Source organism: Pseudomonas reinekei (assembly GCF_001945365.1).
In the GTDB taxonomy this organism is placed as follows: Bacteria; Pseudomonadota; Gammaproteobacteria; order Pseudomonadales; family Pseudomonadaceae; genus Aquipseudomonas; species Aquipseudomonas reinekei.
The window spans coordinates 116,636-142,176 of sequence record NZ_MSTQ01000006.1; the positions used below are offsets into that span (position 1 = coordinate 116,636).

Consider the following 25,541-nt stretch of genomic DNA (forward strand, 5'->3'; position numbering starts at 1 on the left):
ATGTCCCTGCGCTTTGCGCTGCTTTTGCTGTTGGCCAGCCTGTGTGCTGGCTGCGTGCTTTCGGGTGATTACAACCCGATGAAGACCAGCAAGGGCCGTGACGAAGCGCGCCAGGCCTATGTACAGCTTGGTATTGGTTACCTGCAGCAAGGCATGACCGAACGGGCCAAAGTCCCATTGAAAAAAGCGCTGGAGCTCGATGGCTCCGATCCTGATGCCAATGCAGCGCTGGGGTTGGTGTTCCAGGCTGAAATGGAGCCTGAACTGGCCGACGAGCATTTTCGCAAGGCGCTGTCTTCCCGTCCCGCCGACGCAAGAATCCTCAACAATTACGGCAGTTTTCTGTTCGAGCAAAAGCGTTACAAGGAAGCCTACGAGCGCTTCGAGCAGGCCGTCGCCGATACCCTGTATCCTGAGCGTTCGCGCGTGTTCGAGAACCTTGGCATGACCGCTTCAATGCTCGGTCAACGCGAGTTGGCCCAGCAACAACTGGAAAAAGCCCTGCGTTTGAATCGACAACAACCACGCGCATTGCTGGAAATGGCTGAGTTGTCTTACGAAGACAGGCATTATGTGCCCGCGCGTGACTATTACGACCGTTTTAGCCTGCTCGCCGAGCAAAATGCACGTAGTCTATTGCTCGGCGTTCGGCTGGCCAAAGTGTTTGAAGATCGCGACAAGGCCGCCAGTTTTGGCCTGCAATTAAAACGACTCTATCCCGGTACACCGGAATATCAGCAATACCTGTCGGAGCAATGATGAAAGCGGCGCATCCTGAAGTTGTAGCAGCGAATCGCGTAAATCCCGGTGAGACTTTGCGCCAGGCCCGCGAAAGCAATGGCTGGTCGCTGGCCGAAGTGGCCCTCAAGCTCAACCTCACCGTCAATTCCCTGAGTAATCTGGAAGCCGGTGCATTCGACAAGCTGCCGGGGCACACTTTTGCCCGTGGCTATATTCGCGCCTACGCCAAATTGCTCGGCATGGATCAGGCCGTTCTGGTTCAGCAATTCGATCAATCCACCGGCACCGATTCCCAAGGCAGCTCCGTGCATAGCCTGGGGCGTATCGAAGAGCCGGTGCGGGTTTCCCACACTATTCTGCGCATCGTCAGCCTGCTGTTGCTGGTGGCGGTGATTGGTGGTGGTTTTGTCTGGTGGCAGGATCAAACCTCGCTGCGCACCAAGGACCTGATCGGCCTCACACCGGAACACGTTGAAGTCGAGGGGGCCGACGGCACTACCCAGATTCATCCGCTGGACGAGCCGGAAGACCAGGCTGTCGTGGAAGGTCAGGCCGAAGGCGAGACTGCGCTGGCGTTGCCGCAGGCCGAGACTTCGGCAGAGGCGCCGGCTGAAACGTCGGTAGCCGCACCTGCTGCGCCGGCTGCAACAGCGCCGGCCGCGCCTGTTCATAACGCCGCTCCGGTTGCCGCCACTCCGGCAGCACCTGCCACTCCGGCTCCTGCGGTGCCGGTCGTACCCGCTCCAGTTGTGACGGCTCCTGTGGTGCCGAGCACACCTGCGTCAGCCCCGGTGACGACGGCGCCTGTTGCCGGTCAAGGCCAGGTACAAATTCAGTTCACGGCTGATTGCTGGACGCAAGTGACCGACGGTAGCGGCAAAGTGCTGTTCAGCGGTCTCAAACGTAAAGGCGACAATGTTTCCGTCAGCGGCAAACCGCCGTTCGCTGTTCGTCTGGGTTATGCCCGTGGCGCACAGGTCAGTTACAACGGTCAGGCGGTTGATGTTGCTCCGTTCACCAGTGGCGAGACTGCTCGCCTGAAGTTGGGTCAATAAGTCATGCACGGCGAATCTCCAATCAAACGTCGCGAATCGCGCAAGATCTGGGTCGGTAACGTGCCTGTTGGCGGCGATGCGCCCATCGCTGTGCAGAGCATGACCAACAGCGATACCAATGATGTCGCGGCCACCGTTGCCCAGATCAATCGTCTGGAAGCGGCGGGTGTCGATATCGTGCGGGTTTCCGTCCCGGACATGGACGCCGCCGAAGCGTTCGGCAAGATCAAGCAACTGGTCAAGGTGCCCTTGGTGGCCGACATCCACTTCGATTACCGCATTGCATTGCGCGTCGCCGAACTCGGCGTCGACTGCCTGCGAATCAACCCGGGCAACATCGGTCGTGAAGACCGCGTGCGCGCGGTGGTCGATGCCGCCCGTGATCGCGGCATTCCGATCCGTATCGGCGTCAACGCCGGTTCCCTGGAAAAAGACCTGCAAAAGAAATACGGCGAGCCGACCCCGGCCGCGCTGGTCGAATCGGCCCTGCGCCATGTCGAACACCTTGAGCGCCTGAATTTCCAGGACTTCAAGGTCAGCGTGAAAGCCTCCGACGTGTTCATGGCCGTCGAAGCCTACCGCCTGCTGGCCAAGGAAATCGTGCAGCCGCTGCACCTGGGAATCACCGAAGCCGGTGGTTTGCGTTCCGGCACAGTGAAATCTGCCGTGGGCCTCGGTATGCTGCTCGCCGAAGGGATTGGCGATACTATCCGCATCTCGTTGGCGGCCGACCCGGTCGAGGAAGTGAAAGTCGGCTACGACATTCTCAAATCCCTGCACCTGCGTTCCCGTGGCATCAACTTCATCGCCTGCCCGAGCTGCTCGCGGCAGAACTTCGATGTGGTCAAGACCATGAACGAGCTGGAAGGGCGCCTCGAAGACCTGCTGGTGCCGCTGGATGTTGCGGTGATCGGTTGCGTGGTCAACGGCCCGGGTGAAGCCAAGGAAGCCCATATCGGCTTGACCGGCGGCACGCCAAACCTGATTTACATCGACGGCAAGCCGTCGCAGAAACTGACGAACGACAATCTGGTGGATGAGCTTGAACGCTTGATCCGCCAGAAAGCGGCCGAAAAGGTTGAAGCTGACGCTGCCGTTATTGCGCGCGGCTGACCCTGACCGAAGAGCCGAACGAATTTAAGGATTTAAAGTGAGCAAGTCTCTGCAAGCCATTCGTGGCATGAACGACATCCTGCCCGAACAGACTCCCCTGTGGCGTCATTTCGAGGGCACCGTTTCGCGTTTGCTGGATAACTACGGTTACAAGCAGATCCGCATGCCGATCGTCGAGTTCACCGAGCTGTTCAAGCGCTCCATCGGTGAAGTGACCGACATCGTCGAAAAAGAGATGTACACCTTCGACGACCGTAACGGCGATTCCCTGACCCTGCGTCCTGAAGGCACGGCGGCGTGCGTGCGTGCGGTGCTCGAGCACGGCATCACCGGCGGTGGCCAGGTTCAGAAACTGTGGTACATCGGCCCGATGTTCCGCCACGAGCGTCCGCAGAAAGGCCGTTATCGCCAGTTCCACCAGATCGGTGTCGAAGTGTTCAACCTCGACGGTCCGGACATCGACGCCGAGCTGATCGTGCTGACCTGGCGCCTGTGGGGCGAGCTGGGTATTCGTGACGCGGTCAAGCTCGAACTCAATAGCCTGGGCACCAGCGAATCCCGTGGTCGTTATCGCGAAGCACTGGTCGAGTTCCTGTCCGGTCACCTGGACAAACTGGACGAAGACAGCCAGCGCCGCCTGAAGACCAACCCGCTGCGGGTCCTGGACACCAAGAACGCCGATACCCAGGCGATTCTGGTCGATGCGCCGAAAATGGCCGACTACCTCGACGACGAATCCCGCGCGCACTTCGAGGGCCTCAAGGCTCGCCTGGACGCCGCCGGCATTCCTTACGTGATCAACCCGAAGCTGGTTCGCGGGCTCGATTACTACAGCAAAACCGTTTTCGAATGGGTCACCGACAAGCTCGGCGCCCAGGGCACCGTGTGTGCCGGTGGTCGTTACGACGGCCTGGTCGAGCAGATGGGCGGCAAGCCTACGGCGGGCGTCGGCTTCGCCATGGGCATCGAGCGCCTGGTGCTGTTGCTGGAAACGCTGGAGCAGATCCCGCAAGAGATCTCCCGTCAGGTCGACGTCTACCTCTGCGCATTCGGCGAAGAAGCCGAGCTGGCCGGTCTGGCCCTGGCCGAGCGTGTGCGTGACCAATTACCCAACCTGCGCCTGCAAGTGAATGCCGGCGCCGGCAGCTTCAAAAGCCAGTTCAAGAAAGCCGACAAGAGCGGTGCGCTGTATGCATTGATCCTCGGTGACGACGAGATGGCCCAGCAAGTGGTAGGTTTCAAACCCCTGCGTGGCCAGGGCGAACAACAAAGCATTGCCTGGGATGCGCTTGCCGCTCACCTGGCCACCTGCGTCGTGCAGGGTTGAAGCTGTCTTAACAGCCGATTTAGCGATTAAGGAGTATTGGGGTGTCGAGTACCGAAGACGAACAGCTGGCGGATTTGAAGGATTGGTGGTCACGCAACGGCAAGCCCCTGGTCACTGGTGGCCTGTTGGCGCTGGTCATCGTGTTCGGCTGGCAGGCGTTCCAGAAGTATCAGAGCAACCAGTCGCAAGGCGCCTCGATGCTCTATCAGCAATTGCTGGAAACCACGCTGACGCCTGATGGCAAGCCTGATGCGGCCCGTGTTTCCGATCTGGCCGGCAAGCTCAACAGCGAATTCGGCGGCAGCGCCTATGCGCAGTACGGCAGCCTGTTCGTGGCGAAAGTCGCTGTCGACAGCGGCAAGCTCGATGACGCAGCCAGCGAGCTGAAAGCCATTGTTGCCAAGCCAGCCAACCCGGCGCTGGGCGAAATCGCCCGTCAGCGCCTGGCACAAGTGCTGGCCGCGCAGAACAAGGCCGATGAAGCCCTGAAACTGCTCGAAGGCGATGCCGACAAGGCGTTCCTGGCCACGCGTGAAGAACTCAAGGGCGACCTGCTGGTGCAGTTGGGTCGTACCGATGAAGCACACGCGGCGTATCAAAAAGCCAAGGCAGCACTGTCGGATGAAGCGGCAGTGGGTGGCCTACAAATCAAGCTGGACGACCTGGCCAAAGGGGATGCGTGACGTGATCCGTTGGAAACATGCAGCATTGCTGGCTCTGGCCATTCTGGCCGCGGGTTGCAGCAGCAACAGCAAGAAAGAATTGCCACCGGCCGAGTTGACCGACTTCAAAGAAGAAGTGGTTCTGCAGAAACAGTGGAGTCGTTCGATCGGTGACGGTCAGGGCGAAACCTACAACATGCTGGTCCCTGCGGTCGATGGCGATACCATCTATGCCGCCGATGTGACCGGTGTGGTGATGGCACTGGATCGCAGCAACGGCGACGTCAAGTGGAAGAAAGATCTCGAACTGCCTGTTTCCGGCGCCGTTGGCGTGGGTTACGGGCTGCTGACGATCGGTACGATCAAGGGTGAAATCGTTGCCCTGGACGCCATCAACGGCGAAGAGAAATGGCGCGCTCGCGTGTCCAGCGAAGTCCTCGCGCCACCGGCCAACAACGGTGACGTGGTGGTGGTTCAGACCCAGGACGATCGTCTGATCGGTCTGGATGCCGCGACCGGCAACCAGCGCTGGTTGTACGACAGCACCCCGGCGGTACTGACCCTGCGTGGCACCAGCGCACCGATCGTCACCAACCGCCTCGCGGTGGCTGGCCTGTCGACCGGTAAAGTGGTCGCCCTGGACATTTCCAACGGCGTGCCGGTGTGGGAGCAGCGTGTAGCGGTCCCGCAAGGTCGTTCGGAGCTGGAGCGTGTTGTCGACATCGACGGCGGCTTGCTGCTGTCCGGCGGTACTTTGTATGTCGCCAGCTACCAGGGTCGCGTTGCGGCACTGGACCTGGAAAGCGGTCGTCAGCTCTGGCAGCGTGATGCTTCCAGCTATGCCGGTGTCGCCCAGGGTTTCGGTACCGTTTATGTAAGCCTGTCTTCGGGCACCGTTGAAGGCGTCGACGAGCGTTCCACCAGCGCATTGTGGAGCAACGACTCGCTGGCCCGCCGTCAACTGTCGGCTCCGGAAGTGTTCTCCAGCTACGTTGCAGTCGGTGACCTGGAAGGTTACCTGCACTTGCTGAGTCAGGTGGACGGTCGTTTCGTCGGCCGCGAACGCATCGACAGCGACGGCCTGCGCGCCCGTCCGCTGGTGGTGGGTGACACGATTTATGTCTATGGCAACAGCGGCAAACTGGAAGCCCTGACCATTAAGTAAAGGTTTGACTATGCTTGGGGTTAATCCCCAAGCGGCCCCGTTCTGCGGGGCTCGCAGCGCTTACAGGCGCTGCCCCGAGCACCAGCCGCTGCCTCGCAGCGGCTTTTGTATTTTCTGAAATAACGAAGTGGAGAGCCGCATGGTTCCCGTAATCGCCCTGGTGGGCCGACCGAACGTCGGCAAGTCCACCTTGTTCAACCGCCTGACCAGGACTCGCGACGCCATCGTTGGCGACTTGTCCGGTCTGACCCGTGATCGCCAATACGGTGAGGCCAAGTGGCAAGGGCGTTCCTACATTCTGGTCGACACCGGCGGTATCTCCGGTGACGAGCATGGTATGGACGAAAAAATGGCCGAGCAGTCGCTGCTGGCCATTGAAGAAGCGGATGTTGTTCTGTTCCTGGTAGATGCCAAGGCCGGTTTTACCGCCGCCGACCAGATGATCGCCGAGCACTTGCGCAAACGTAACAAGCGTTCCTACGTGGTTGCCAACAAGGTCGACAACATCGACCCTGAAATGGCCCGCGCCGAATTCGCTCCGTTGGGCATGGGCCACGCGATTCCAATCGCCGGTGCTCACGGCCGTGGCATCACCCAGATGCTGGAAATCGCCCTGAGCGACTTCCCGAAAGACGAAGAAGAGCCGGAAGAAGGCGAGGAAGAGATCGTTGCCGAAGGCGAGGAAGCCAAGCGCATTCCTGGCCCTAGCGAAAAAGACGGGATCAAGATCGCCATCATCGGCCGTCCGAACGTTGGCAAATCGACCCTGGTCAACCGTATGCTCGGTGAAGACCGGGTTATCGTCTATGACCAGCCCGGTACTACGCGCGACAGTATCTACATCCCGTTCGAACGGAATGAAGAGAAGTACACGCTGATCGACACCGCCGGTGTGCGCAAGCGCGGCAAGATCCACGAAGAAGTTGAAAAGTTCTCCGTGGTCAAAACCCTGCAGGCGATCAAAGACGCCAACGTGGTGATCTTCGTGATGGACGCCCGCGAAGGCGTGGTGGATCACGACCTCAACCTGTTGGGCTTTGCCATCGAGTCGGGTCGTGCGCTGGTTATCGCGATCAACAAGTGGGACGGCATGACGCCGAGCGAGCGCGACTTCGTGAAGGTCGAGTTGCAGCGTCGTCTGTTCTTCGTCGACTACGCCGACATCCACTTCATCTCGGCACTGCACGGCACTGGCGTGGGCAACCTGTACGCCTCCGTCCAGAACTCGTTCAAGTCCGCGGTTACCCGCTGGCCAACCAACCGCCTGACCCAGATCCTGGAAGATGCGGTTGGCGAGCACGCGCCGCCGATGGTCAACAACCGCCGGATCAAGTTGCGCTATGCCCACTTGGGGGGGGCTAACCCGCCGATCATCGTGATTCACGGTAACCAGATCGAGAAAGTCCCGAAGTCGTACGTGCGCTATCTGGAGAACACTTACCGTCGTGTCTTGAAGCTGGTCGGCACGCCGATCCGCATCGAGTTCAAGGGCGGCGAGAACCCGTACGAAGGCAACAAGAACTCGCTCACCGACCGTCAGGTCAACAAGAAGCGTCGCTTGATGTCGCACAACAAGAAGGCCGACAAGAAGCGCCGCGACAAGCGCTGACATTCCCGTAGGAGCCGGCTTGCTGGCGATGGTGTCACCGCGGTTCATCTGAAACACCGCACTGACAGGATCGCCAGCAAGCCGGCTCCTACAGGGCTCGGTCGTAAGGAGGGCGCTCACTGGAGCGCCCTTTTTTTGTGGGCGCCGTTTGGGCTATCCTCGGGCTCTCCCGCGCCGACGTAGAGCCGGGTGTAGAGCAGGGAATCACCGATGATCACCAGTAAGCTGCCGAATGTCGGCATCACTATCTTCACTCAGATGTCTCAGCTCGCGGCGCAAACCGGGGCGATCAACCTGTCCCAGGGCTTCCCGGATTTCAATGCGCCGCAGGCCCTGTGCGATGCGGTCGGGCGTCACGTTGCCAATGGCCACAACCAGTATTCACCGATGACCGGGCTGCCGGCGCTGCGTCAGCAAGTGGTGGCGAAGATCGCCCGCAGTTACGGCATCCAAGTCGATGCCGACCACGAAGTGACCGTCACGCCCGGCGCCACCCAAGGGATCTTCTGCGCGATTCAGGCCGTAATCCACAGCGGCGATGAAGTCATCGTTTTCGATCCGTGCTACGACAGCTACGAACCGGCCACGGAACTGGCTGGCGGTCGTTGCGTGCATGTGCAACTCGGGCTGGACGATTTTTCCATCGATTTCCAGAAGCTCGCTGAGGCGATCACGCCACGCACGCGGATGATTGTTCTCAATACGCCGCATAACCCGAGCGGGGCGCTGATCAGCCGTGCCGAACTGGACCGGTTGGCGGATCTGATTCGTGACCGCGACATTTACATTCTCAGCGACGAAGTCTACGAACACCTGGTGTTTGACAGCGTGCCCCACGTCAGCGTGCTGAATCATGAAGAGCTGTATCAGCGTGCCTTTGTGGTCAGTTCGTTCGGCAAGACCTACCACGTTACCGGCTGGAAAACCGGCTACGTGGTCGCGCCACCGGCGCTGACGTCGGAGCTGCGCAAGGTTCACCAATACGTGAGCTTCTGTGGTGTGACGCCGCTGCAATACGCCTTGGCCGATTTCATGGCCGAGCACCCGGGGCACGTTGAAGAGCTTCCGGCGTTCTATCAGGCCAAGCGTGATCTGTTCTGCGATTTGCTGGCGCCGTCGCGTTTCAGTTTCACCCGGGTGACTGGCACCTATTTCCAGCTGGTCGATTACTCGCAGATCCGCCCGGACCTCAATGACGTCGAAATGGCGTTGTGGATGACCCGCGAACACGGTGTGGCGAGCATCCCCATTTCGGTGTTTTACCAGACGCCTCCCGAAGGCCAGCGCCTAGTGCGGCTGTGCTTTGCCAAACGTGAGGAGACCCTGCGTGAAGCAGCGGAAAAACTATGCGTGATCTGAGTGCTCTGCCGAACCTGACCGTTGCGTTGATACAGACTTCGTTGGCGTGGCATGACCGTCAGGCCAACCTGGAGCATTTCGAGCCGTTGCTGGAGCAGGCTCACGGCGCTGACCTGATCATCTTGCCGGAAATGTTCACCACCGGTTTCTCCATGGAGTCGCAAACCCTTGCCGAACCGGAAAACGGCCCGACCAGCAAATGGCTGCGGATTCAGGCGGCGAAGCTTAATGCAGTGATCACCGGTAGCGTGATCGTTCAGGCGGCTGACGGCAGCCATCGCAATCGCCTGCTGTGGGCGCGGCCGGACGGTGAGGTGTTGCATTATGACAAGCGCCATCTGTTCCGCATGGCCGGTGAGCACAACCACTACACCCCCGGCGAACGCCAGGTGCAGTTCGAGCTCAAGGGCTGGCGCGTGCGGCCGCTGATTTGCTACGATTTGCGCTTCCCGGTGTGGAGTCGTGATGCTCAGGACACCGACCTGCTGCTGTACACCGCCAACTGGCCGGGGGCGCGGCGCCAGCACTGGAACCGCTTGCTGCCGGCGCGGGCGATTGAAAACCTGTGTTATGTGGCGGCGGTGAATCGCATCGGCACTGACGGTAAGGGTTTTGCCTATACCGGTGACAGTCAGGTGCTGGATTTTCAGGGCGAGACGCTGCTCAGTGTGGGGGAGGCGGACGGTGTGTTCACGGTGGTGCTGAGTGCGGCGGAACTGGCGGCGTATCGCACGCGGTTTCCGGCGAATCTGGATGCCGATACCTTCGAGTTCACCTGAGTTCAGACAACACAAAACCAGCAGGCAAAAAAAGGCCCCGGGATTCGCATCCCGGGGCCTTTTGCATTTCTGCGATGGCTTACGCCGCTTTCGCTTCCGGCTGGCTCAGCGAGCGGTTCAGCGCGCTGAACAGTGCCTTGAAGCTGGCTGTGGTGATGTTTTCGTCGATGCCCACGCCGTGCACCGCACGTTCACCGTTCACACGCAGTTCAATGTAGGCCGCTGCCTTGGCATTGGTGCCCGCGCCGATGGCGTGTTCGTTGTAGTCCATGATTTCCACCGGGATCGGCAGGCCTGCCACCAGGGCCTCCAGCGCACCGTTGCCCTTGCCGCGCCAGTGCAGGTTGGTTTCGCCCTGGCCTTTGCTCGCCACTTCCACTTCGACGGCGCTGTTGCCGTTTTCTTCCTGCAGACGATGGCTGACCAGCGCGTAAGGGGTGTTGGCTTGCAAGTACTCGCTGTGGAGCAGCGCGTGGATCTGCTGGGCAGTCATTTCCAGGCCCAGGCGATCGGTCTCACGCTGCACGACCTGGCTGAACTCGATCTGCATGCGACGCGGCAGGCTGATGCCGTATTCCTGTTCCAGCAAGTAGGCGATGCCACCTTTGCCCGACTGGCTGTTGACGCGAATCACCGCCTCGTAGCTGCGGCCGATGTCAGCCGGGTCGATCGGCAGGTAAGGCACTTCCCACAATGCGTCGGATTTCTGCTGGGCAAAGCCCTTGCGGATCGCATCCTGGTGGGAGCCGGAGAACGCGGTGTGCACCAGGTCGCCAACGTACGGGTGACGTGGGTGCACCTGGATCTGATTGCACTCTTCGACGACCTTGCGCACGCCGTCGATGTCGGAGAAGTCCAGTTGAGGGTCAAGGCCCTGGGTGTACATGTTCAGGGCCACGGTCACCAGGTCGACGTTACCGGTGCGCTCGCCGTTGCCGAACAGGCAACCTTCGACACGGTCGGCGCCGGCCATCAGGCCCAGCTCGGTAGCGGCAACGCCTGTGCCACGGTCGTTGTGGGTGTGCAGGCTGATGATCACGCTGTCACGACGGTTGATGTGACGGCCGAACCATTCGATCTGGTCGGCGTAGATGTTCGGGGTCGCGCATTCGACGGTGGCCGGCAGGTTGAGGATCATCTTGTGCTCAGGCGTCGGGTTCCAGACCTCGATCACCGCGTCACAGACTTCCTTGGCGAATTCCAGCTCGGTAGCGCTGAAGGTTTCCGGCGAGTATTCGAAGGTCCACTCGGTTTCAGGCTGCTGGGCGGCGTACTTGACGAACAGCTTGGCCGCGCTGACGGCGATTTCCTTGATCCCGTCCTTGTCCTGGTTGAAGACAATGCGGCGGAAAGAAGGGGAGGTCGCGTTGTACAGGTGAACGATGGCTTTCTTCGCCCCGCGCAGGGATTCGAAGGTGCGCTGGATCAAGTCTTCACGGCCCTGGGTCAGCACCTGAATGGTGGTGTCGTCCGGAATGTGGCCGCCTTCGATCAAGGTGCGAACGAAGTCGAAGTCAGTTTGCGAGGCGGCCGGGAACGACGCTTCGATTTCCTTCACGCCCACCTGCACCAGGGTTTTCCAGAAGCGCAGCTTCTTGACGGCGTCCATCGGCTCGATCAGCGACTGGTTACCGTCACGCAGGTCGGAGCTGCACCAGATCGGCGCGGCGGTAATGGTTTTCGATGGCCAGGTACGGTCCGGGATATCAATGGTCGGGAACGCGCGGTATTTCGAAGACGGGTCTTTGAGCATGCTCATCGGGAAATCCTTATTGTGTGGGCCGAAAAAAGGCGGCCTGCCGGTGGATCAAAATGTTCTGGGGTAGAGCGTAAGACAAGGCGTCGCGATTCAGCCCGGCAGTCGTGCGCTGACTAGGCACAAACTGCGGTGCTGGCGAAGCTGAATGAGGGTGTGAGAGGTTTTCATGCCTTCAACCCTAACCGCGAGGGGGAAGGTTGGCAAGCAGTCGAAAAAAATTGAGAGAAATCCTCGTCAGGACATATTTATCGCGATTTTATTGCTGCGATTAGTCTTGATCTTTGGGTTGTTTGCGCAAGGTTTGATCGATGCGCAATTGATGAGGGGGCACTTCTGGACGCCCTTCGGTGTCTGTGAAAGGGCCATCGCGAGCAACTCGCTGCCACAGGTTCGCGCAATCCCCGTGGGAGCGGGCTTGCCCGCAAAGAGGCCATCAGCCTCGGCGAGGATTCAAGGCTGAAACGCACCAATGAAGATAGCCGGATCCACCCGCGCATCATTCAGGCTGACGTTCCAGTGCATATGCGGCCCGGTTGCCCGGCCAGTCGCGCCGACCTTGCCCACCACGCCACCGCGCGCCAGTTGCTGGCCGACCTTCACATCGATTTTCGACATGTGGCAAAACATGCTGATGAAGCCCTGGCCGTGATCGACAAACACCGTGTTGCCATTGAAGAAGTAATTGCCGATCAGAATCACCTTGCCCGCCGCCGGAGTCTTGATCGGTGTGCCCGCGCCCACGGCGAAATCCAGGCCGGAGTGAGGGTTGCGCTCTTCACCGTTGAAGAAGCGGCGCACGCCGAACTTGCTCGACAGCGGACCGTTGACCGGTTTGTCCAGCAGCAGATTGCTAGGGGTGTTCGGGCTGAAGGTGCGATAGGCGGCAATCTGTTCGGCCAGTTCCCGCTCGATGCGCTTAAGGTTGTCCGGGTCTGGATTGACCTGCTGAGTGTTCTTCAGAGTGATGCGTTGTTCCGGGTATTTCTTGGCGCCGACCGTGAAGCTCAGGTGGCGTCCGCCGCTGCTGATGGACTGGGTGCCCGGTTTGACCGTCAGCGGTACGCCGACAATGGCCAGCCAGTTGTTCTGCTCCTTGACCACTAACACCGGTTTGCCCTGATAACTGGCTTTCGGCGCTTGCGCGGAAGCGCCCAGGTCGACCACAGCCACGCCGCCCGGTACCGGTTTATTCAACAGGCGGGTGATGTAGCTGTCGGCATGGGCGTTGAAGGTCAGGCACAGCAACAGCAGCGAAGCGAAAAAACGCGGCATGGATCAGTCCAGTAAAGAAAGGGTGATGGGCGTCAGGTGATTGTCTTCGACCCGCACTTGCAGTTCGCCTTCACCCAGCTTGGCCTTCAGGCGCTGGCCGGTGTGGGTTTGGCCTGCGTTGCGGATCGCGTTGCCGCGCTCGTCGAGCAAAATGCTGTAGCCACGGCCGAGGGTCGCCAGCGGGCTGACCACGTGCAGCGTCTGCATCTGGCTTTGCAGTTGCAAGCGGCGGCTTTTCAAGCCTTCGCGCATGGCGCGGGGCAGGCGCTCGGCGAGGCTGTCGAGGCGTTGGCGCAGCATCGCCAGTTGCCGCCCGGGATGTTGCCCGGCGAGGCGGGTTTCGAGGCGGATCAGCCGCTCGCGACGGGTATTGAGACTGCGTTCGAAGGCGCGGCGCATGCGCATGTCCAGATCGTCCAGGCGTTGCGCTTGCTGGCGCAGGCGTTCGCCCGGATGACGCAGTCGGCGCGAAATACCTTCCAGGCGTAGTCGGTCGCGCATCAGGCGATCACGCATGCGCATCACCAGCCGGCGATGCAGGCTTTCAACCCGGCGCACCAGATCGCTGGAGTCCGGTGCCAGCAATTCGGCGGCGGCGGAGGGCGTTGGCGCGCGCACGTCAGCGACGAAGTCACTGATCGAGACATCGGTTTCATGGCCGACGGCGCTGACAATCGGCGTTACGCAAGCGTCTACGGCGCGGGCAACGGCCTCTTCGTTGAAGCACCAGAGGTCTTCCAGCGAACCGCCGCCCCGGGCCAGGATCAACGCGTCGAAACCACGGGCATCCGCCAGTTTCAACGCGCGAACAATCTGCGCGGTGGCTTCGCGGCCCTGCACGGCGGTGGGGATCAGCGTCAGTTGAATCTGCGGCGCGCGGCGGCGAAATACGCTGATGATGTCGCGGATCACGGCGCCGGTGGGCGAGCTGATAATGCCGATCCGCTGCGGATGCGCTGGCAACGGCACCTTGCGTTCGGCACTGAACAGGCCTTCGGCGCTGAGCTTTTCCTTCAGCGCATCGAAAGCCAGGCGCAACGCGCCATCGCCGGCCGGCTCGACTGTGTCGAGGATCAACTGGTAGTCGCCGCGTCCCTCGAACAACGAGACCTTGCCGCGCACCTTGACCGCCAGGCCATCCTTCAACGCCTGGCGCACGCGCGCGGCGTTCTGCCGGAACAGTGCGCAACGCACCTGCGCGCCGCTGTCCTTGAGGGTGAAATACACGTGGCCGGACGCCGGGCGGGCGAGGTTGGAGATTTCGCCTTCGACCCAGATGTTGCTGAACACGTCTTCGAGCAACACCCGCGCGCGGCCGTTGAGCTGGCTGACAGTCAGGACTTCGCGGTCGAGGCCGAGTCTTGCAAAGGGATCTTTAATCATGGAGCGCAGTTTAAAGGCATTAGGTGATCAATCTCCAAGATCCGCCATCAATCCCTTGAGGGAGCGAGCTGGTTCGCGATGGCGGTCTGTATGGCGAATCCGTTCTGAATGTGCCGGGCTCAACACGAGCCAGCTCGCTCACACACACACATACCTCGCCACAAATGAGCGCAAATCACTCAGTCGTTGTACTGATTCAACAAGCGCTCAAGCCGCGCACTCAGGCGCCGTTTGATTTCGGTTTCGATGTGCGGTGCGAAGTCGTCGATCACGTCTTGCATGATCAATTGCGCGGCGGCACGCAGTTCGCTGTCGAGGTACAGCAGCGCATCGGCGTTTTTCTCGGCGCTCGGCGCCGGTTGAGCGGCGGGCTTGGCAGGCTGTGTCGGTGCGACGGTCGCAGCGGGTTCGCTGACAGTGTCGAACAACATGGGAATCTGTTCCTGGTCACCGTCCTCGACCGTGTCGGTCAGCAGGGGCGGTTGCAGGTTGTCATCGCCGAGCAATTGGCGGATCGACTCGAGGTCGTCCAGCAGGTGCGCGGACTGTTGCAGCGGTTTTGGAGTGTCCATCGGAATGCTCAGAGTCGCTGTAAACGGTGATCTTGCAGAGGATAGCCCTGTTCGCGGTAGAAACGGAAACTCTCCCGCGCGGCCTGGCGTATCGCCGGATCTTCAACCACCACTTCCGCCACGCGGGCGAAGCGTTGGGCGAAGGCCGGGACTTTCAGGTCGAGGTTGACCAGCAAATCCTGATGTTGACCGCAATCATCGCCAAGTCCCAACACGATCAGGCTGTCCGGCTCGCTTTCAGCAGGGCCATGGGGCACGAAGCTTTCGCCCTTGAAGGCCCACAGGCGCGCATCAAGATCATCGCGCTGGGCGGCGTCGCTGCAATGCAGGTAGACGCGGTGGCCCATCCGCCAGGCTTTTTCGGTGAGCTTGCAGGCGAAGTCCAGGCGTGCCGAAGGATCGGCGCTGGGCAGGATATAGAAATCGACTTTGGTCATTGCGGTTCCTGAGCCGGGGCGACGTCACTGCTGAGCAACGTCGCCCGGGATCATCGGTTTCAGGCTTTTGCGCGGTCCAGCAGGTATTGGGTCAGCAGTGGAACCGGACGGCCAGTGGCGCCCTTGTCCTTGCCGCCGCTGGTCCAGGCCGTGCCGGCGATGTCCAGGTGCGCCCAGTTCAGGTTCTTGGTGAAGCGCGACAGGAAGCAGGCAGCCGTGATGGTGCCGGCTTTCGGGCCGCCGATGTTGGCGATGTCGGCGAACGGGCTGTCCAGTTGTTCCTGGTACTCATCGAACAGTGGCAGTTGCCAGGCACGGTCGTCGGCAGCCTTGCCGGCGCTCAGCAGTTGGCCGATCAGTTCGTCGTTGTTGCCCAGCAGGCCCGAGGTGTGGGCGCCCAAGGCAACCACGCAAGCGCCGGTCAGGGTGGCGATGTCGATCACCGCTTGCGGCTTGAAGCGCTCGGAGTAGGTCAGGGCGTCGCACAGCACCAGACGGCCTTCGGCGTCGGTGTTGAGGATTTCCACAGTCTGGCCGCTCATGGTGGTGACGATGTCGCCCGGACGCGAAGCGTTGCCGCTCGGCATGTTCTCGGCGCAAGCCAGGATGCACACCAGGTTGATCGGCAGCTTCAGTTCGAGCACGGCACGCAGGGTACCGAACACGCTGGCGGCGCCGCCCATGTCGTACTTCATTTCATCCATGCCGGCGCCCGGTTTCAGGCTGATGCCGCCGGTGTCGAAGGTGATGCCCTTGCCGACCAGTGCGTACGGCTTCTCGGATTTCTTGCCACCGTTGTATTGCATGACGATCAGGCGCGGCGGCTGGGCGCTGCCCTGGCCGACGGCATAGAACGAGCCCATGCCCAATGCCTTGATCTTCTTCTCGTCGAGGACTTCGACTTTCAGGTCCTTGAACGCTTTGCCGAGGTCTTTGGCTTGCTCACCGAGGAACGTCGGGTGGCAGATGTTCGGCGGCAGGTTGCCCAGGTTGCGGGTGAACGCCATGCCGTTGGCGATCGCGGTGGCGTGGGTCACGGCGCGCTGTACTTCAGCCTGTGCAGCCTTGATGGTCAGCAGGGTGATTTTCTTCAGGGCGCGGGGTTCGGCTTTCTGGCTTTTGAACTGATCGAACTGATACTCGCCGTCCACCAGGGTTTCGGCCAGCAGACGGGTCTTGCCGTAGCTGTCGCGGCCCTTGACCACCACTTCGTCCAGCGCCAGCACGGCGTCGCTGCCGCCCAGTCCTTTGAGGGTGTTGAGGATGCCGGCGACGGTTTTGCGGAACGGACGATCGCCCAGTTCTTCATCCTTGCCCACGCCCACCAGCAGCACACGTTCGGCTTTGAGGTTCGGCAGGCTGTGCAGCAACAGGCTCTGGCCGACTTTGCCGGTCAGGTCGCCGCGCTTCAGGACGGTGCTGATGGCACCGCCGCTGAGATCGTCGAGTTGTTTGGCAACGGCACCGAGCTTGCGGCCTTCGCTGACGGCAACCACCAGCGTGGCGGTCTTCAACGTTTCCGGGTTAACGCTTTTTACAACCAGTTCCATGTCCGGGTCCCTGAATTTGATGGTCAACACGCAAGCGCCCGACAACGTGGGGATGTCGTTCGCCTATAAATAGAAAGGCGCCGGTCGCGACCGGCGACGAAGGCCGCAGTTTGAACCTCGCTACCGGCGCCTGACAACCCTCGGTTGTATGATCTTCAGCGCTTTGACAGCCTGTGCAAGCGGTGCGAAGTGACAGGCGCGTTCAATCACAGGATAATGCGCCATCTTTTTCGGCGGCTCTGCATTGCGGGCCGTCTGATATGTTTGCTTGTTTGGCCGCCTTAGCCTGACAACCCTGGAGTGTCTGGTTTGATCGTCTTCCGTTATCTATCCCGCGAAGTCCTGTTGACCTTGAGCGCCGTCAGCGCCGTGCTGCTGGTCATCATCATGAGTGGACGCTTCATCAAGTACCTCGCCCAGGCCGCTTCGGGCCAACTGGATCCGGGGTCGTTGTTCCTGATCATGGGCTTTCGCCTGCCGGGCTTCCTCCAGCTGATCCTGCCGCTGGGCCTGTTTCTCGGGATTCTGCTCTCCTACGGTCGCCTGTACCTCGAGAGTGAAATGACCGTCCTTTCGGCCACCGGCATGAGCCAGCAGCGCCTGTTCCGCATGACCCTGTTCCCGGCCACGCTGGTGGCGCTGGTCGTGGCGTGGTTGAGCCTGAGCCTGGCGCCGCAAGGGGCCAATCAGTTCCAGCTGTTGCTGAACAAGCAGGATGCCCTGACCGAGTTCGATACCCTCGAGCCAGGTCGTTTCCAGGCGCTGCGTGACGGCACCCGGGTGACCTACACCGAACAGTTGTCGGATGACCGCATCAACCTTGGCGGCGTGTTCATTTCGCAGAAAAACATCAGTTCCGAGAAAAAGGATCGCGGGATTTCCGTGCTGGTCGCTGAAAAAGGCCGACAGGAAATCCGTCCCGACGGTAACCGTTACCTGATTCTCGACAATGGCTATCGCTACGACGGTAACCCGGGGCAGGCTGATTACCGGGCGATCAAGTACGACGAATATGGCGTGCTGCTGCCCAAGCCGGATGTCAGCGACGAAGTGACCGACCGCGATGCGATGACCACGGCGACCTTGCTGGGCAGTGACGACATTCGCTCCCGCACAGAATTGCAGTGGCGCCTGTCCCTGCCATTGCTGGTGTTTATCGTGACCTTGATGGCGGTGCCGCTGTCGCGGGTCAATCCGCGCCAGGGCCGTTTCCTCAAGTTGTTGCCGGCGATTCTTTTGTATATGGCTTACCTGACCATCCTGATTGCCGCTCGCGGCGCCCTCGAAAAGGGCAAGATTCCGCCGGCGCTGGGCTTGTGGTGGGTGCACGGGATATTCCTGCTGATTGGCCTGGGTCTGCTCTATTGGGAGCCTTTGCGCTTGAAGATGGCGAGTCGCCGCAGCGCGCTGGAGGTGGCCCGTGGTTAAGCTCGATCGCTACATTGGTAGCAGCGTATTCATGGCGATCCTCGCGGTACTGGGGATCATCCTTGGCCTGGCGACCCTGTTTGCGTTCATCGACGAGATGGGCGATGTCAGCGATACCTACACCCTGGTCGACGTGCTCAGCTATGTACTGCTGACCGCGCCGCGACGTCTGTACGACATGTTGCCGATGGCTGCGCTGATCGGCTGCCTGATCGGCCTCGGCAGCCTGGCCAGCAACAGTGAACTGACCATCATGCGCGCAGCGGGCGTATCGATCGGGCGGATCGTGTGGGCGGTCATGAAGCCGATGCTGGTGTTGATGGTGGTGGGATTGTTGATTGGCGAATACGTCGCCCCGGCGACCGAAGGCACCGCTCAAGCCAATCGTTCGCTGGCCCAGGGCAGCGGCGATGCGCAAAGTGCCAAGCATGGTCTGTGGCACCGTCAGGGCGACGAGTTCATTCACGTCAACTCCGTGCAACCCAACGGCATTCTGTATGGCGTCACCCGTTATCGTTTCGACAAAGAGCGCCATATGTTGTCGGCAAGCTTTGCCAAGCGTGCGGAATTCGACAAGGATCACTGGCAGTTGACTGAAGTCAGCACCACTCTTTTCCACGACAAGAGCACCGAAGTGGTCTCCGCGCCGGTCGAGCGTTGGGATGTGGCGCTGAGCCCGCAATTGCTGAGTACCGTCGTGATGTCGCCAGACTCGCTGTCGATCACTGGGCTTTGGGGGTACATCCATTACCTGGCTGACCAGGGTTTGAGCAATGGCCGCTACTGGCTGGCATTTTGGGTCAAGGTGTTGCAGCCGCTGGTCACCGCCGCGCTGGTGTTGATGGCGATCTCCTTCATCTTCGGTCCATTGCGTTCGGTAACCCTCGGCCAGCGCGTGTTTACCGGTGTGCTGGTGGGTTTCACCTTCCGTATCGCCCAGGATTTGCTGGGGCCTTCGAGCCTGGTTTTCGGCTTCTCGCCGCTGTTTGCAGTGCTGGTGCCTGCCAGCGTCTGTGCCCTCGCCGGGTTCTGGTTGTTGCGTCGCGCCGGTTGATGGCCGCTTCCTGCTGACCTCGCTGCTGATAAAAAACGCCCCTGTCGCAAGACCGGGGCGTTTTTGTACTGGCCGTCTGGCCTGCAAACGTGACGCTAGCACCGGGGATCAGGTACAATTCCCGGCTATTTTTCGGCGGGCTATGCCTGCAGCCTTTTTGAGTGTTGATCCGTGAGTGATTTGAGTCATATCCGCAATTTCTCCATCATCGCCCACATTGACCATGGCAAGTCGACGCTGGCCGATCGCTTCATCCAGATGTGCGGCGGCCTGGCCGAGCGTGAAATGGAAGCCCAGGTACTGGATTCCATGGATCTTGAGCGTGAGCGCGGGATCACCATCAAGGCGCACAGCGTGACGCTGTATTACAAGGCTCGCGATGGCGTCACCTACCAACTGAACTTCATTGATACACCCGGTCACGTTGACTTCACCTATGAGGTGAGCCGTTCGCTGGCCGCCTGTGAAGGCGCGCTGCTGGTGGTCGATGCCGGTCAAGGCGTTGAAGCCCAGTCGGTTGCCAACTGCTATACCGCGATCGAGCAGGGTCTGGAAGTGATGCCGGTCCTGAACAAGATCGACCTGCCACAGGCCGATCCGGACCGCGTTAAAGAAGAAATCGAAAAAATCATCGGCATCGATGCCACCGACGCGGTCACTTGCTCTGCCAAGACCGGTCTGGGCGTCGATGAAGTGCTCGAGCGCCTGGTGACGACCATTCCTGCGCCGACCGGCAATATCGAAGATCCGCTGCAAGCGTTGATCATCGACTCCTGGTTCGACAACTACCTGGGCGTCGTGTCCCTGGTTCGCGTGCGCCACGGCCGCGTGAAGAAGGGCGACAAGATCCTGGTCAAGTCCACCGGCAAGATCCACCTGGTGGACAGCGTCGGTGTATTCAACCCGAAACACACCGCTACCGTAGACCTCAAGGCCGGTGAAGTAGGCTTCATCATCGCCGGTATCAAGGACATTCACGGTGCGCCAGTGGGTGACACCCTGACCTTGAGCTCCACGCCCGACGTCGACGTGCTGCCTGGTTTCAAACGCATCCAGCCGCAGGTCTACGCCGGTCTGTTCCCGGTCAGCTCCGACGACTTCGAAGATTTCCGCGAAGCGCTGCAAAAGCTCACGCTGAACGACTCGTCGCTGCAATACACCCCGGAAAGCTCCGACGCGCTGGGCTTCGGCTTCCGTTGCGGCTTCCTCGGCATGCTGCACATGGAAATCATCCAGGAGCGCCTGGAGCGCGAGTACGACCTGGACCTGATCACCACCGCGCCGACCGTAATCTTCGAGCTGCTGCTCAAGACCGGTGAAACGATCTACGTCGATAACCCGTCGAAGTTGCCGGATCTGTCTTCGATCGAAGACATGCGTGAGCCGATCGTGCGCGCCAACATTCTTGTGCCGCAGGAGCACCTGGGTAACGTCATTACCCTGTGCATCGAGAAACGCGGTGTGCAGGTCGACATGCTGTTCCTTGGCACCCAGGTCCAGGTGACCTACGACTTGCCGATGAACGAAGTGGTACTGGACTTCTTCGATCGCCTGAAATCCACCAGCCGCGGCTATGCTTCGCTGGATTACCATTTCGATCGTTACCAATCGGCTAGTCTGGTGAAACTGGACGTGCTGATCAACGGCGACAAGGTCGACGCTCTGGCGCTGATCGTGCACCGTGACAATGCGCACTACAAAGGTCGCCAGTTGACCGAGAAGATGAAAGAACTGATTCCGCGGCAGATGTTCGACGTGGCAATCCAGGCCGCCATTGGCGGGCAGATTGTGGCGCGGACAACCGTCAAGGCGCTCAGAAAGAACGTATTGGCCAAATGCTACGGTGGTGACGTCAGCCGTAAGAAGAAACTGCTGGAAAAGCAAAAGGCCGGTAAAAAACGCATGAAGCAGGTCGGCAACGTGGAAATTCCACAAGAAGCCTTCCTTGCCGTGCTCAGGTTGGATAGTTAGGTCCTATGTCACTAAATTTCCCGCTGTTGCTGGTCATCGCCGTGTTCGTCTGCGGCCTGTTGGCGTTGCTTGATCTGTTGATCCTGGCGCCGCGTCGTCGTGCCGCCATCGCTTCCTATCAGGGCAGCGTCAGCCAGCCGGACAGGGTGGTGGTCGAGAAACTGAACAAAGAGCCGCTGCTGGTTGAATACGGCAAGTCGTTCTTCCCGGTGTTGTTCATCGTGCTGGTGCTGCGTTCGTTCCTGGTGGAACCGTTCCAGATTCCTTCCGGCTCGATGAAACCGACCCTGGACGTTGGCGATTTCATTCTGGTGAGCAAGTTTTCTTACGGGATCCGCCTGCCGGTGATCGACAAGAAAATCATCGAAGTCGGTGAGCCGCAGCGCGGTGATGTGATGGTGTTCCGCTACCCAAGCGATCCGAACGTCAACTACATCAAGCGTGTGGTGGGTTTGCCAGGTGACACGGTTCGCTACACCGCCGACAAGCGTCTGTTCGTCAACGGTGAGTCGATTGCCGAGAAACTGGTCGGCTCCGAGCCGGGTACGCTGGGCAGTGCCGAGCTCTACAAGGAAAAACTCGGCGCCGCCGAGCACCTGATCCGCAAGGAAATGAGCCGTTACCGCGCAACGCCGGACCGTACCTGGACCGTGCCAGCCGGGCACTACTTCATGATGGGCGACAACCGCGACAACTCGAACGACAGTCGCTACTGGGATGATCCGAGCATTCCCAAGGATCTGCTGGGCATGGTTCCCGACAAGAATATCGTCGGCAAGGCCTTTGCAGTCTGGATGAGCTGGCCGGAACCCAAACTCAGTCACTTGCCGAATTTCTCGCGGGTTGGCCTGATCCAGTAATCAAACACGGCGCTGTTGAACACAGCGCCGAATGCATTTCTGGAGTCGGCACAATCGGCGAACAGAAGCATGAACACAATGATATTCAGGACGTTATTTTTGAACACAGCGTTAATTGTCCCAAGCCTGCGCCGGATCACGGCGATGGCGGTGGAAACCAACCACGAACTCAGCGTGGGTAAACCGTGAGCGTCTCCTTAAGCCGTCTCGAGCGTCAGCTCGGCTACACCTTCAAGGATCAGGAACTGATGGTCCTGGCCCTGACCCACCGCAGTTTTGCCGGGCGCAACAACGAGCGCCTGGAATTCCTCGGTGATGCCATCCTCAACTTCGTCGCTGGCGAGGCGTTGTTCGATCGTTTCCCGCTGGCCCGCGAAGGCCAGTTGTCGCGTTTACGCGCACGGTTGGTGAAAGGTGAGACCCTGGCCGTACTGGCCCGTGGTTTCGATCTGGGCGAATACCTGCGCCTGGGCTCGGGCGAGCTGAAAAGCGGCGGTTTCCGGCGTGAGTCGATTCTGGCCGATGCCCTCGAAGCGCTGATTGGTGCGATCTACCTTGACGCCGGCATGGAAGTGGCACGCGAGCGCGTACTGGCCTGGCTGGCCGGAGAGTTCGAGGGCCTGACGCTGGTCGACACCAACAAAGATCCGAAAACCCGCCTGCAGGAGTTCCTGCAGTCCCGTGGTTGCGAACTGCCGCGTTACGAAGTGGTGGATATCCAGGGTGAGCCGCATTGCCGGACGTTCTTCGTCGAATGCGAAATCATCTTACTGAATGAAAAAAGCCGAGGTCAGGGTGTGAGTCGTCGTATTGCCGAACAGGTAGCGGCCGCCGCAGCACTGATTGCCCTGGGTGTGGAGAATGGCAATGACTGATACAAACGCAACTCGCTGTGGCTATGTTGCCATCGTCGGCCGTCCCAACGTGGGCAAGTCCACGCTGCTGAACCATATCCTGGGTCAGAAGCTGGCGATCACCTCGCGCAAACCGCAAACCACTCGCCACAACATGCTCGGCATCAAGACCGAGGGTGATGTGCAAGCGATCTACGTCGACACGCCCGGCATGCACAAGGGTGGCGAGAAAGCGCTCAACCGCTACATGAACAAGACCGCTTCGGCGGCGTTGAAAGACGTCGACGTGGTGATTTTCGTGGTCGATCGCACCAAGTGGACCGACGAAGACCAGATGGTCCTCGAACGCGTGCAGTACGTGACCGGCCCGCTGATCGTGGCACTGAACAAGACCGACCGCATCGAAGACAAGGCCGAGCTGATGCCGCACCTGTCCTGGTTGCAGGAACAGCTGCCGAACGCACAGATCATCCCGATTTCCGCGCAGCACGGGCATAACCTCGATGCTCTGGAGCGCGTGATCGCCGATCACCTGCCGGAAAACGATCACTTCTTCCCTGAAGACCAGATCACCGACCGCAGCAGCCGTTTCCTCGCGGCCGAACTGGTACGCGAGAAAATCATGCGCCAGATGGGCGCCGAGCTGCCGTACCAGATCACCGTCGAGATCGAAGAGTTCAAGCAGCAGGGCAAGACCCTGCACATCCATGCCTTGATTCTCGTCGAGCGTGACGGCCAGAAGAAAATCATCATTGGCGACAAAGGCGAGCGGATCAAGCGTATCGGCACCGAGGCGCGCAAGGACATGGAGCTGCTGTTCGACTCCAAGATCATGCTCAACCTGTGGGTCAAGGTTAAGGGTGGCTGGTCCGATGACGAGCGTGCGTTGCGTTCGTTGGGCTATGGCGACCTGTAACACGTTCTCCGGATCAACAATGATCCCCTGTGGGAGCGAGCCTGCTCGCGATAGCGGTCTGTCAGTCAACGAGTCTGTTGAATGTTAGGCCCCCATCGCGAGCAGGCTCGCTCCCACAGTGGTTTTGGGGTTGTCAGTCATGCCGTGCTCACTCATTGAGATCTGCGATTTCCATGTCCCAACCCATCCCTCAACCCGCCTACGTCCTCCACAGCCGCGCCTACCGCGAAAACAGCGCGTTGGTGGACTTCCTCACGCCGCAAGGTCGGCTGCGGGCGGTGTTGCGCAGTGCGCGGGGCAAGGCCGGGACGCTGGCGCGGCCGTTCGTGCCGCTGGAAGTCGAGTTTCGGGGCAAGGGCGAGTTGAAGAATGTCGGACGCATGGAGAGTGCCGGCGTCTCCACCTGGCTCAATGGTGAAGCACTGTTCAGTGGCCTTTACCTCAATGAGTTGCTCATTCGTTTGCTGCCTGCGGAAGATCCTCATCCTGGTGTGTTCGATCACTACGCCGCCACCCTGTTGGCGCTGGCCGAAGGCCGTCCGCTGGAGCCGTTGCTGCGATCGTTCGAATGGCGATTGCTCGATGATCTCGGTTACGGTTTCGCCCTGACCACTGACATCCATGGCGAGCCCATCGCCTCGGACGGTCTCTATCGTTTGCAAGTGGATGCCGGGCTGGAGCAGGTCTACTTGCTGCAACCGGGGCTGTTTAACGGCACCGAGTTGTTGGCCATGGCTGAAGCTGACTGGAGCGCGCCGGGTGCTTTGTCGGCAGCCAAACGCCTGATGCGCCAGGCGCTGGCGGTGCATCTGGGCGGTCGACCGCTGGTTTCCCGCGAGTTGTTTCGAAAGCCGTAAATTCCCCGTGTATGCTGTGCACCGAACTTTCTCTTCTTCTGGAGCGCTTTCCGTGACCACCAGCACCCGCATTCTTCTTGGCGTGAACATCGACCACGTTGCCACCTTGCGTCAGGCCCGGGGCACTCGCTATCCGGACCCGGTCAAGGCTGCACTTGATGCGGAAGAGGCGGGCGCCGACGGCATCACCGTGCACCTGCGTGAAGACCGCCGGCACATCCAGGAACGCGACGTGCTGGTGCTCAAGGACGTGCTGCAAACCCGCATGAACTTCGAAATGGGCGTCACTGAAGAGATGATGCTGTTCGCCGAACGCATCCGCCCGGCGCACATTTGCCTGGTACCGGAAACCCGTCAGGAGCTGACCACCGAAGGCGGTCTGGACGTGGCGGGGCAGGAGGAGCGGATCAGGGCGGCGGTTGAGCGTCTGTCGAAGATCGGCGCTGAAGTGTCGCTGTTCATCGACGCCGACGAGCGGCAGATCGAGGCGTCCCGCCGTGTCGGCGCGCCGGCCATCGAGTTGCACACCGGTCGCTATGCCGACGCGCAAACCCCGACCGAAGTCGCGGAAGAGCTCAAGCGTGTGGCGGACGGCGTGGCGTTCGGTCTGGCCCAGGGCTTGATCGTCAACGCCGGCCATGGTCTGCACTATCACAACGTCGAGGCTGTGGCGGCGATCAAGGGCATCAATGAACTGAACATCGGCCACGCGCTGGTGGCTCATGCGCTGTTCGTGGGCTTCAAGTCGGCTGTTTCGGAGATGAAGGCGCTGATTCTGGCAGCCGCTGCCAAGGCTTGAAGGTCAACCCTAAACCACT

The 25,541-nt window shown here is 60.3% G+C and carries 23 protein-coding genes; 17 read left to right on the forward strand and 6 right to left on the reverse strand.

The window, feature by feature from the left end:
- The 9 genes from pilW to BVK86_RS11895 all read left to right on the forward strand — a co-directional run bounded on the left by pilW (nucleotide 1) and on the right by BVK86_RS11895 (nucleotide 9,810).
- Nucleotides 1–759 carry a type IV pilus biogenesis/stability protein PilW gene (pilW, locus tag BVK86_RS11855; RefSeq protein WP_075946616.1) on the forward strand — a complete coding sequence of 253 codons (759 nt, stop codon included), beginning with the start codon at nucleotides 1–3 and terminating at the stop codon, nucleotides 757–759.
- Nucleotides 759–1,796, forward strand: a complete 1,038-nt coding sequence (locus BVK86_RS11860; protein WP_075946617.1) for a RodZ domain-containing protein — start codon at nucleotides 759–761, stop codon at nucleotides 1,794–1,796. The genes pilW and BVK86_RS11860 overlap by 1 nt, the downstream gene beginning before the upstream one ends.
- 3 nt (nucleotides 1,797–1,799) lie before the next feature.
- Nucleotides 1,800–2,909, forward strand: a complete 1,110-nt coding sequence (ispG, locus tag BVK86_RS11865; RefSeq protein WP_003185136.1) for a flavodoxin-dependent (E)-4-hydroxy-3-methylbut-2-enyl-diphosphate synthase — start codon at nucleotides 1,800–1,802, stop codon at nucleotides 2,907–2,909.
- A 37-nt stretch (nucleotides 2,910–2,946) separates the two neighbouring features.
- The gene (gene hisS / locus BVK86_RS11870) at nucleotides 2,947–4,236 is read left to right on the forward strand and encodes a histidine--tRNA ligase (RefSeq protein WP_075946618.1); all 1,290 of its coding nucleotides are present in this window, start codon (nucleotides 2,947–2,949) and stop codon (nucleotides 4,234–4,236) included.
- A 41-nt stretch (nucleotides 4,237–4,277) separates the two neighbouring features.
- Complete coding sequence (locus BVK86_RS11875; RefSeq protein ID WP_075946619.1) at nucleotides 4,278–4,919, forward strand: tetratricopeptide repeat protein; 642 nt, start codon at nucleotides 4,278–4,280, stop codon at nucleotides 4,917–4,919.
- Complete coding sequence (gene bamB / locus BVK86_RS11880) at nucleotides 4,912–6,063, forward strand: outer membrane protein assembly factor BamB (protein ID WP_075946620.1); 1,152 nt, start codon at nucleotides 4,912–4,914, stop codon at nucleotides 6,061–6,063. The genes BVK86_RS11875 and bamB overlap by 8 nt, the downstream gene beginning before the upstream one ends.
- A gap of 139 nt (nucleotides 6,064–6,202) precedes the next feature.
- Nucleotides 6,203–7,672, forward strand: coding sequence for a ribosome biogenesis GTPase Der (gene der, locus BVK86_RS11885; protein WP_034150831.1), 1,470 nt, complete (start codon nucleotides 6,203–6,205; stop codon nucleotides 7,670–7,672).
- Nucleotides 7,673–7,882: 210 nt separating this feature from the next.
- A complete protein-coding gene (locus BVK86_RS11890; RefSeq protein WP_075946621.1) occupies nucleotides 7,883–9,031 on the forward strand; it encodes a pyridoxal phosphate-dependent aminotransferase in 1,149 nt (382 codons plus the stop codon).
- Complete coding sequence (locus BVK86_RS11895; RefSeq protein WP_075946622.1) at nucleotides 9,019–9,810, forward strand: amidohydrolase; 792 nt, start codon at nucleotides 9,019–9,021, stop codon at nucleotides 9,808–9,810. The genes BVK86_RS11890 and BVK86_RS11895 overlap by 13 nt, the downstream gene beginning before the upstream one ends.
- Before the next feature lie 79 nt (nucleotides 9,811–9,889).
- Here BVK86_RS11895 and leuA read toward each other — a convergent pair whose 3' ends face one another.
- The 6 genes from leuA to BVK86_RS11930 all read right to left on the reverse strand — a co-directional run bounded on the left by leuA (nucleotide 9,890) and on the right by BVK86_RS11930 (nucleotide 16,783).
- A complete protein-coding gene (gene leuA / locus BVK86_RS11900) occupies nucleotides 9,890–11,569 on the reverse strand; it encodes a 2-isopropylmalate synthase (RefSeq protein WP_075946623.1) in 1,680 nt (559 codons plus the stop codon).
- Nucleotides 11,570–12,019: 450 nt separating this feature from the next.
- A complete protein-coding gene (locus BVK86_RS11910) occupies nucleotides 12,020–12,841 on the reverse strand; it encodes a peptidoglycan DD-metalloendopeptidase family protein (protein WP_075946624.1) in 822 nt (273 codons plus the stop codon).
- A 3-nt stretch (nucleotides 12,842–12,844) separates the two neighbouring features.
- Nucleotides 12,845–14,224, reverse strand: coding sequence for an exodeoxyribonuclease VII large subunit (gene xseA / locus BVK86_RS11915; RefSeq protein ID WP_075946625.1), 1,380 nt, complete (start codon nucleotides 14,222–14,224; stop codon nucleotides 12,845–12,847).
- Nucleotides 14,225–14,403: 179 nt separating this feature from the next.
- Nucleotides 14,404–14,796: a DNA polymerase III subunit chi gene (locus BVK86_RS11920; RefSeq protein ID WP_075946626.1), complete on the reverse strand. Its 393-nt coding sequence runs from the start codon at nucleotides 14,794–14,796 to the stop codon at nucleotides 14,404–14,406.
- An 8-nt stretch (nucleotides 14,797–14,804) separates the two neighbouring features.
- The gene (locus BVK86_RS11925) at nucleotides 14,805–15,233 is read right to left on the reverse strand and encodes a DNA polymerase III subunit chi (protein ID WP_075946627.1); all 429 of its coding nucleotides are present in this window, start codon (nucleotides 15,231–15,233) and stop codon (nucleotides 14,805–14,807) included.
- Nucleotides 15,234–15,292: 59 nt separating this feature from the next.
- On the reverse strand, nucleotides 15,293–16,783 hold the full coding sequence (locus BVK86_RS11930; protein ID WP_075946628.1) for a leucyl aminopeptidase: 1,491 nt from the start codon (nucleotides 16,781–16,783) through the stop codon (nucleotides 15,293–15,295).
- A 309-nt stretch (nucleotides 16,784–17,092) separates the two neighbouring features.
- On the opposite strand from BVK86_RS11930, the gene lptF reads away from it, so the two are divergent.
- The 8 genes from lptF to pdxJ all read left to right on the forward strand — a co-directional run bounded on the left by lptF (nucleotide 17,093) and on the right by pdxJ (nucleotide 25,522).
- Nucleotides 17,093–18,211: an LPS export ABC transporter permease LptF gene (gene lptF, locus BVK86_RS11935; protein WP_075946629.1), complete on the forward strand. Its 1,119-nt coding sequence runs from the start codon at nucleotides 17,093–17,095 to the stop codon at nucleotides 18,209–18,211.
- Nucleotides 18,204–19,265, forward strand: coding sequence for an LPS export ABC transporter permease LptG (lptG, locus tag BVK86_RS11940; RefSeq protein ID WP_075946630.1), 1,062 nt, complete (start codon nucleotides 18,204–18,206; stop codon nucleotides 19,263–19,265). The genes lptF and lptG overlap by 8 nt, the downstream gene beginning before the upstream one ends.
- A 171-nt stretch (nucleotides 19,266–19,436) precedes the next feature.
- Nucleotides 19,437–21,236, forward strand: a complete 1,800-nt coding sequence (lepA, locus tag BVK86_RS11945) for a translation elongation factor 4 (protein WP_034150820.1) — start codon at nucleotides 19,437–19,439, stop codon at nucleotides 21,234–21,236.
- Nucleotides 21,237–21,241: 5 nt separating this feature from the next.
- The gene (lepB, locus tag BVK86_RS11950; protein WP_075946631.1) at nucleotides 21,242–22,096 is read left to right on the forward strand and encodes a signal peptidase I; all 855 of its coding nucleotides are present in this window, start codon (nucleotides 21,242–21,244) and stop codon (nucleotides 22,094–22,096) included.
- 185 nt (nucleotides 22,097–22,281) lie between these two features.
- Complete coding sequence (gene rnc / locus BVK86_RS11955; RefSeq protein WP_018927089.1) at nucleotides 22,282–22,971, forward strand: ribonuclease III; 690 nt, start codon at nucleotides 22,282–22,284, stop codon at nucleotides 22,969–22,971.
- Nucleotides 22,964–23,866, forward strand: a complete 903-nt coding sequence (gene era / locus BVK86_RS11960) for a GTPase Era (RefSeq protein WP_008056597.1) — start codon at nucleotides 22,964–22,966, stop codon at nucleotides 23,864–23,866. Before rnc ends, era begins: the two co-directional genes overlap by 8 nt.
- A gap of 173 nt (nucleotides 23,867–24,039) precedes the next feature.
- Nucleotides 24,040–24,723: a DNA repair protein RecO gene (gene recO / locus BVK86_RS11965; protein WP_162279043.1), complete on the forward strand. Its 684-nt coding sequence runs from the start codon at nucleotides 24,040–24,042 to the stop codon at nucleotides 24,721–24,723.
- Between the two features lie 52 nt (nucleotides 24,724–24,775).
- A complete protein-coding gene (pdxJ, locus tag BVK86_RS11970; RefSeq protein ID WP_075946632.1) occupies nucleotides 24,776–25,522 on the forward strand; it encodes a pyridoxine 5'-phosphate synthase in 747 nt (248 codons plus the stop codon).
- Nucleotides 25,523–25,541 lie beyond the last annotated feature (19 nt).

What these genes read in the sequence shown, in the direction of transcription:
- BVK86_RS11920 (WP_075946626.1), bottom strand. Translation starts at nt 14,796, where the DNA reads ATGGACACTCCAAAACCGCTGCAACAGTCCGCGCACCTGCTGGACGAC.
- era (WP_008056597.1), top strand. Translation starts at nt 22,964, where the DNA reads ATGACTGATACAAACGCAACTCGCTGTGGCTATGTTGCCATCGTCGGC.
- leuA (WP_075946623.1), bottom strand. Translation starts at nt 11,569, where the DNA reads ATGAGCATGCTCAAAGACCCGTCTTCGAAATACCGCGCGTTCCCGACC.
- bamB (WP_075946620.1), top strand. Translation starts at nt 4,912, where the DNA reads ATGCGTGACGTGATCCGTTGGAAACATGCAGCATTGCTGGCTCTGGCC.
- recO (WP_162279043.1), top strand. Translation starts at nt 24,040, where the DNA reads ATGTCCCAACCCATCCCTCAACCCGCCTACGTCCTCCACAGCCGCGCC.
- xseA (WP_075946625.1), bottom strand. Translation starts at nt 14,224, where the DNA reads ATGATTAAAGATCCCTTTGCAAGACTCGGCCTCGACCGCGAAGTCCTG.
- BVK86_RS11890 (WP_075946621.1), top strand. Translation starts at nt 7,883, where the DNA reads ATGATCACCAGTAAGCTGCCGAATGTCGGCATCACTATCTTCACTCAG.
- pilW (WP_075946616.1), top strand. Translation starts at nt 1, where the DNA reads ATGTCCCTGCGCTTTGCGCTGCTTTTGCTGTTGGCCAGCCTGTGTGCT.
- BVK86_RS11895 (WP_075946622.1), top strand. Translation starts at nt 9,019, where the DNA reads ATGCGTGATCTGAGTGCTCTGCCGAACCTGACCGTTGCGTTGATACAG.
- ispG (WP_003185136.1), top strand. Translation starts at nt 1,800, where the DNA reads ATGCACGGCGAATCTCCAATCAAACGTCGCGAATCGCGCAAGATCTGG.
- BVK86_RS11860 (WP_075946617.1), top strand. Translation starts at nt 759, where the DNA reads ATGAAAGCGGCGCATCCTGAAGTTGTAGCAGCGAATCGCGTAAATCCC.
- BVK86_RS11910 (WP_075946624.1), bottom strand. Translation starts at nt 12,841, where the DNA reads ATGCCGCGTTTTTTCGCTTCGCTGCTGTTGCTGTGCCTGACCTTCAAC.
- lepB (WP_075946631.1), top strand. Translation starts at nt 21,242, where the DNA reads ATGTCACTAAATTTCCCGCTGTTGCTGGTCATCGCCGTGTTCGTCTGC.
- BVK86_RS11930 (WP_075946628.1), bottom strand. Translation starts at nt 16,783, where the DNA reads ATGGAACTGGTTGTAAAAAGCGTTAACCCGGAAACGTTGAAGACCGCC.
- BVK86_RS11925 (WP_075946627.1), bottom strand. Translation starts at nt 15,233, where the DNA reads ATGACCAAAGTCGATTTCTATATCCTGCCCAGCGCCGATCCTTCGGCA.
- der (WP_034150831.1), top strand. Translation starts at nt 6,203, where the DNA reads ATGGTTCCCGTAATCGCCCTGGTGGGCCGACCGAACGTCGGCAAGTCC.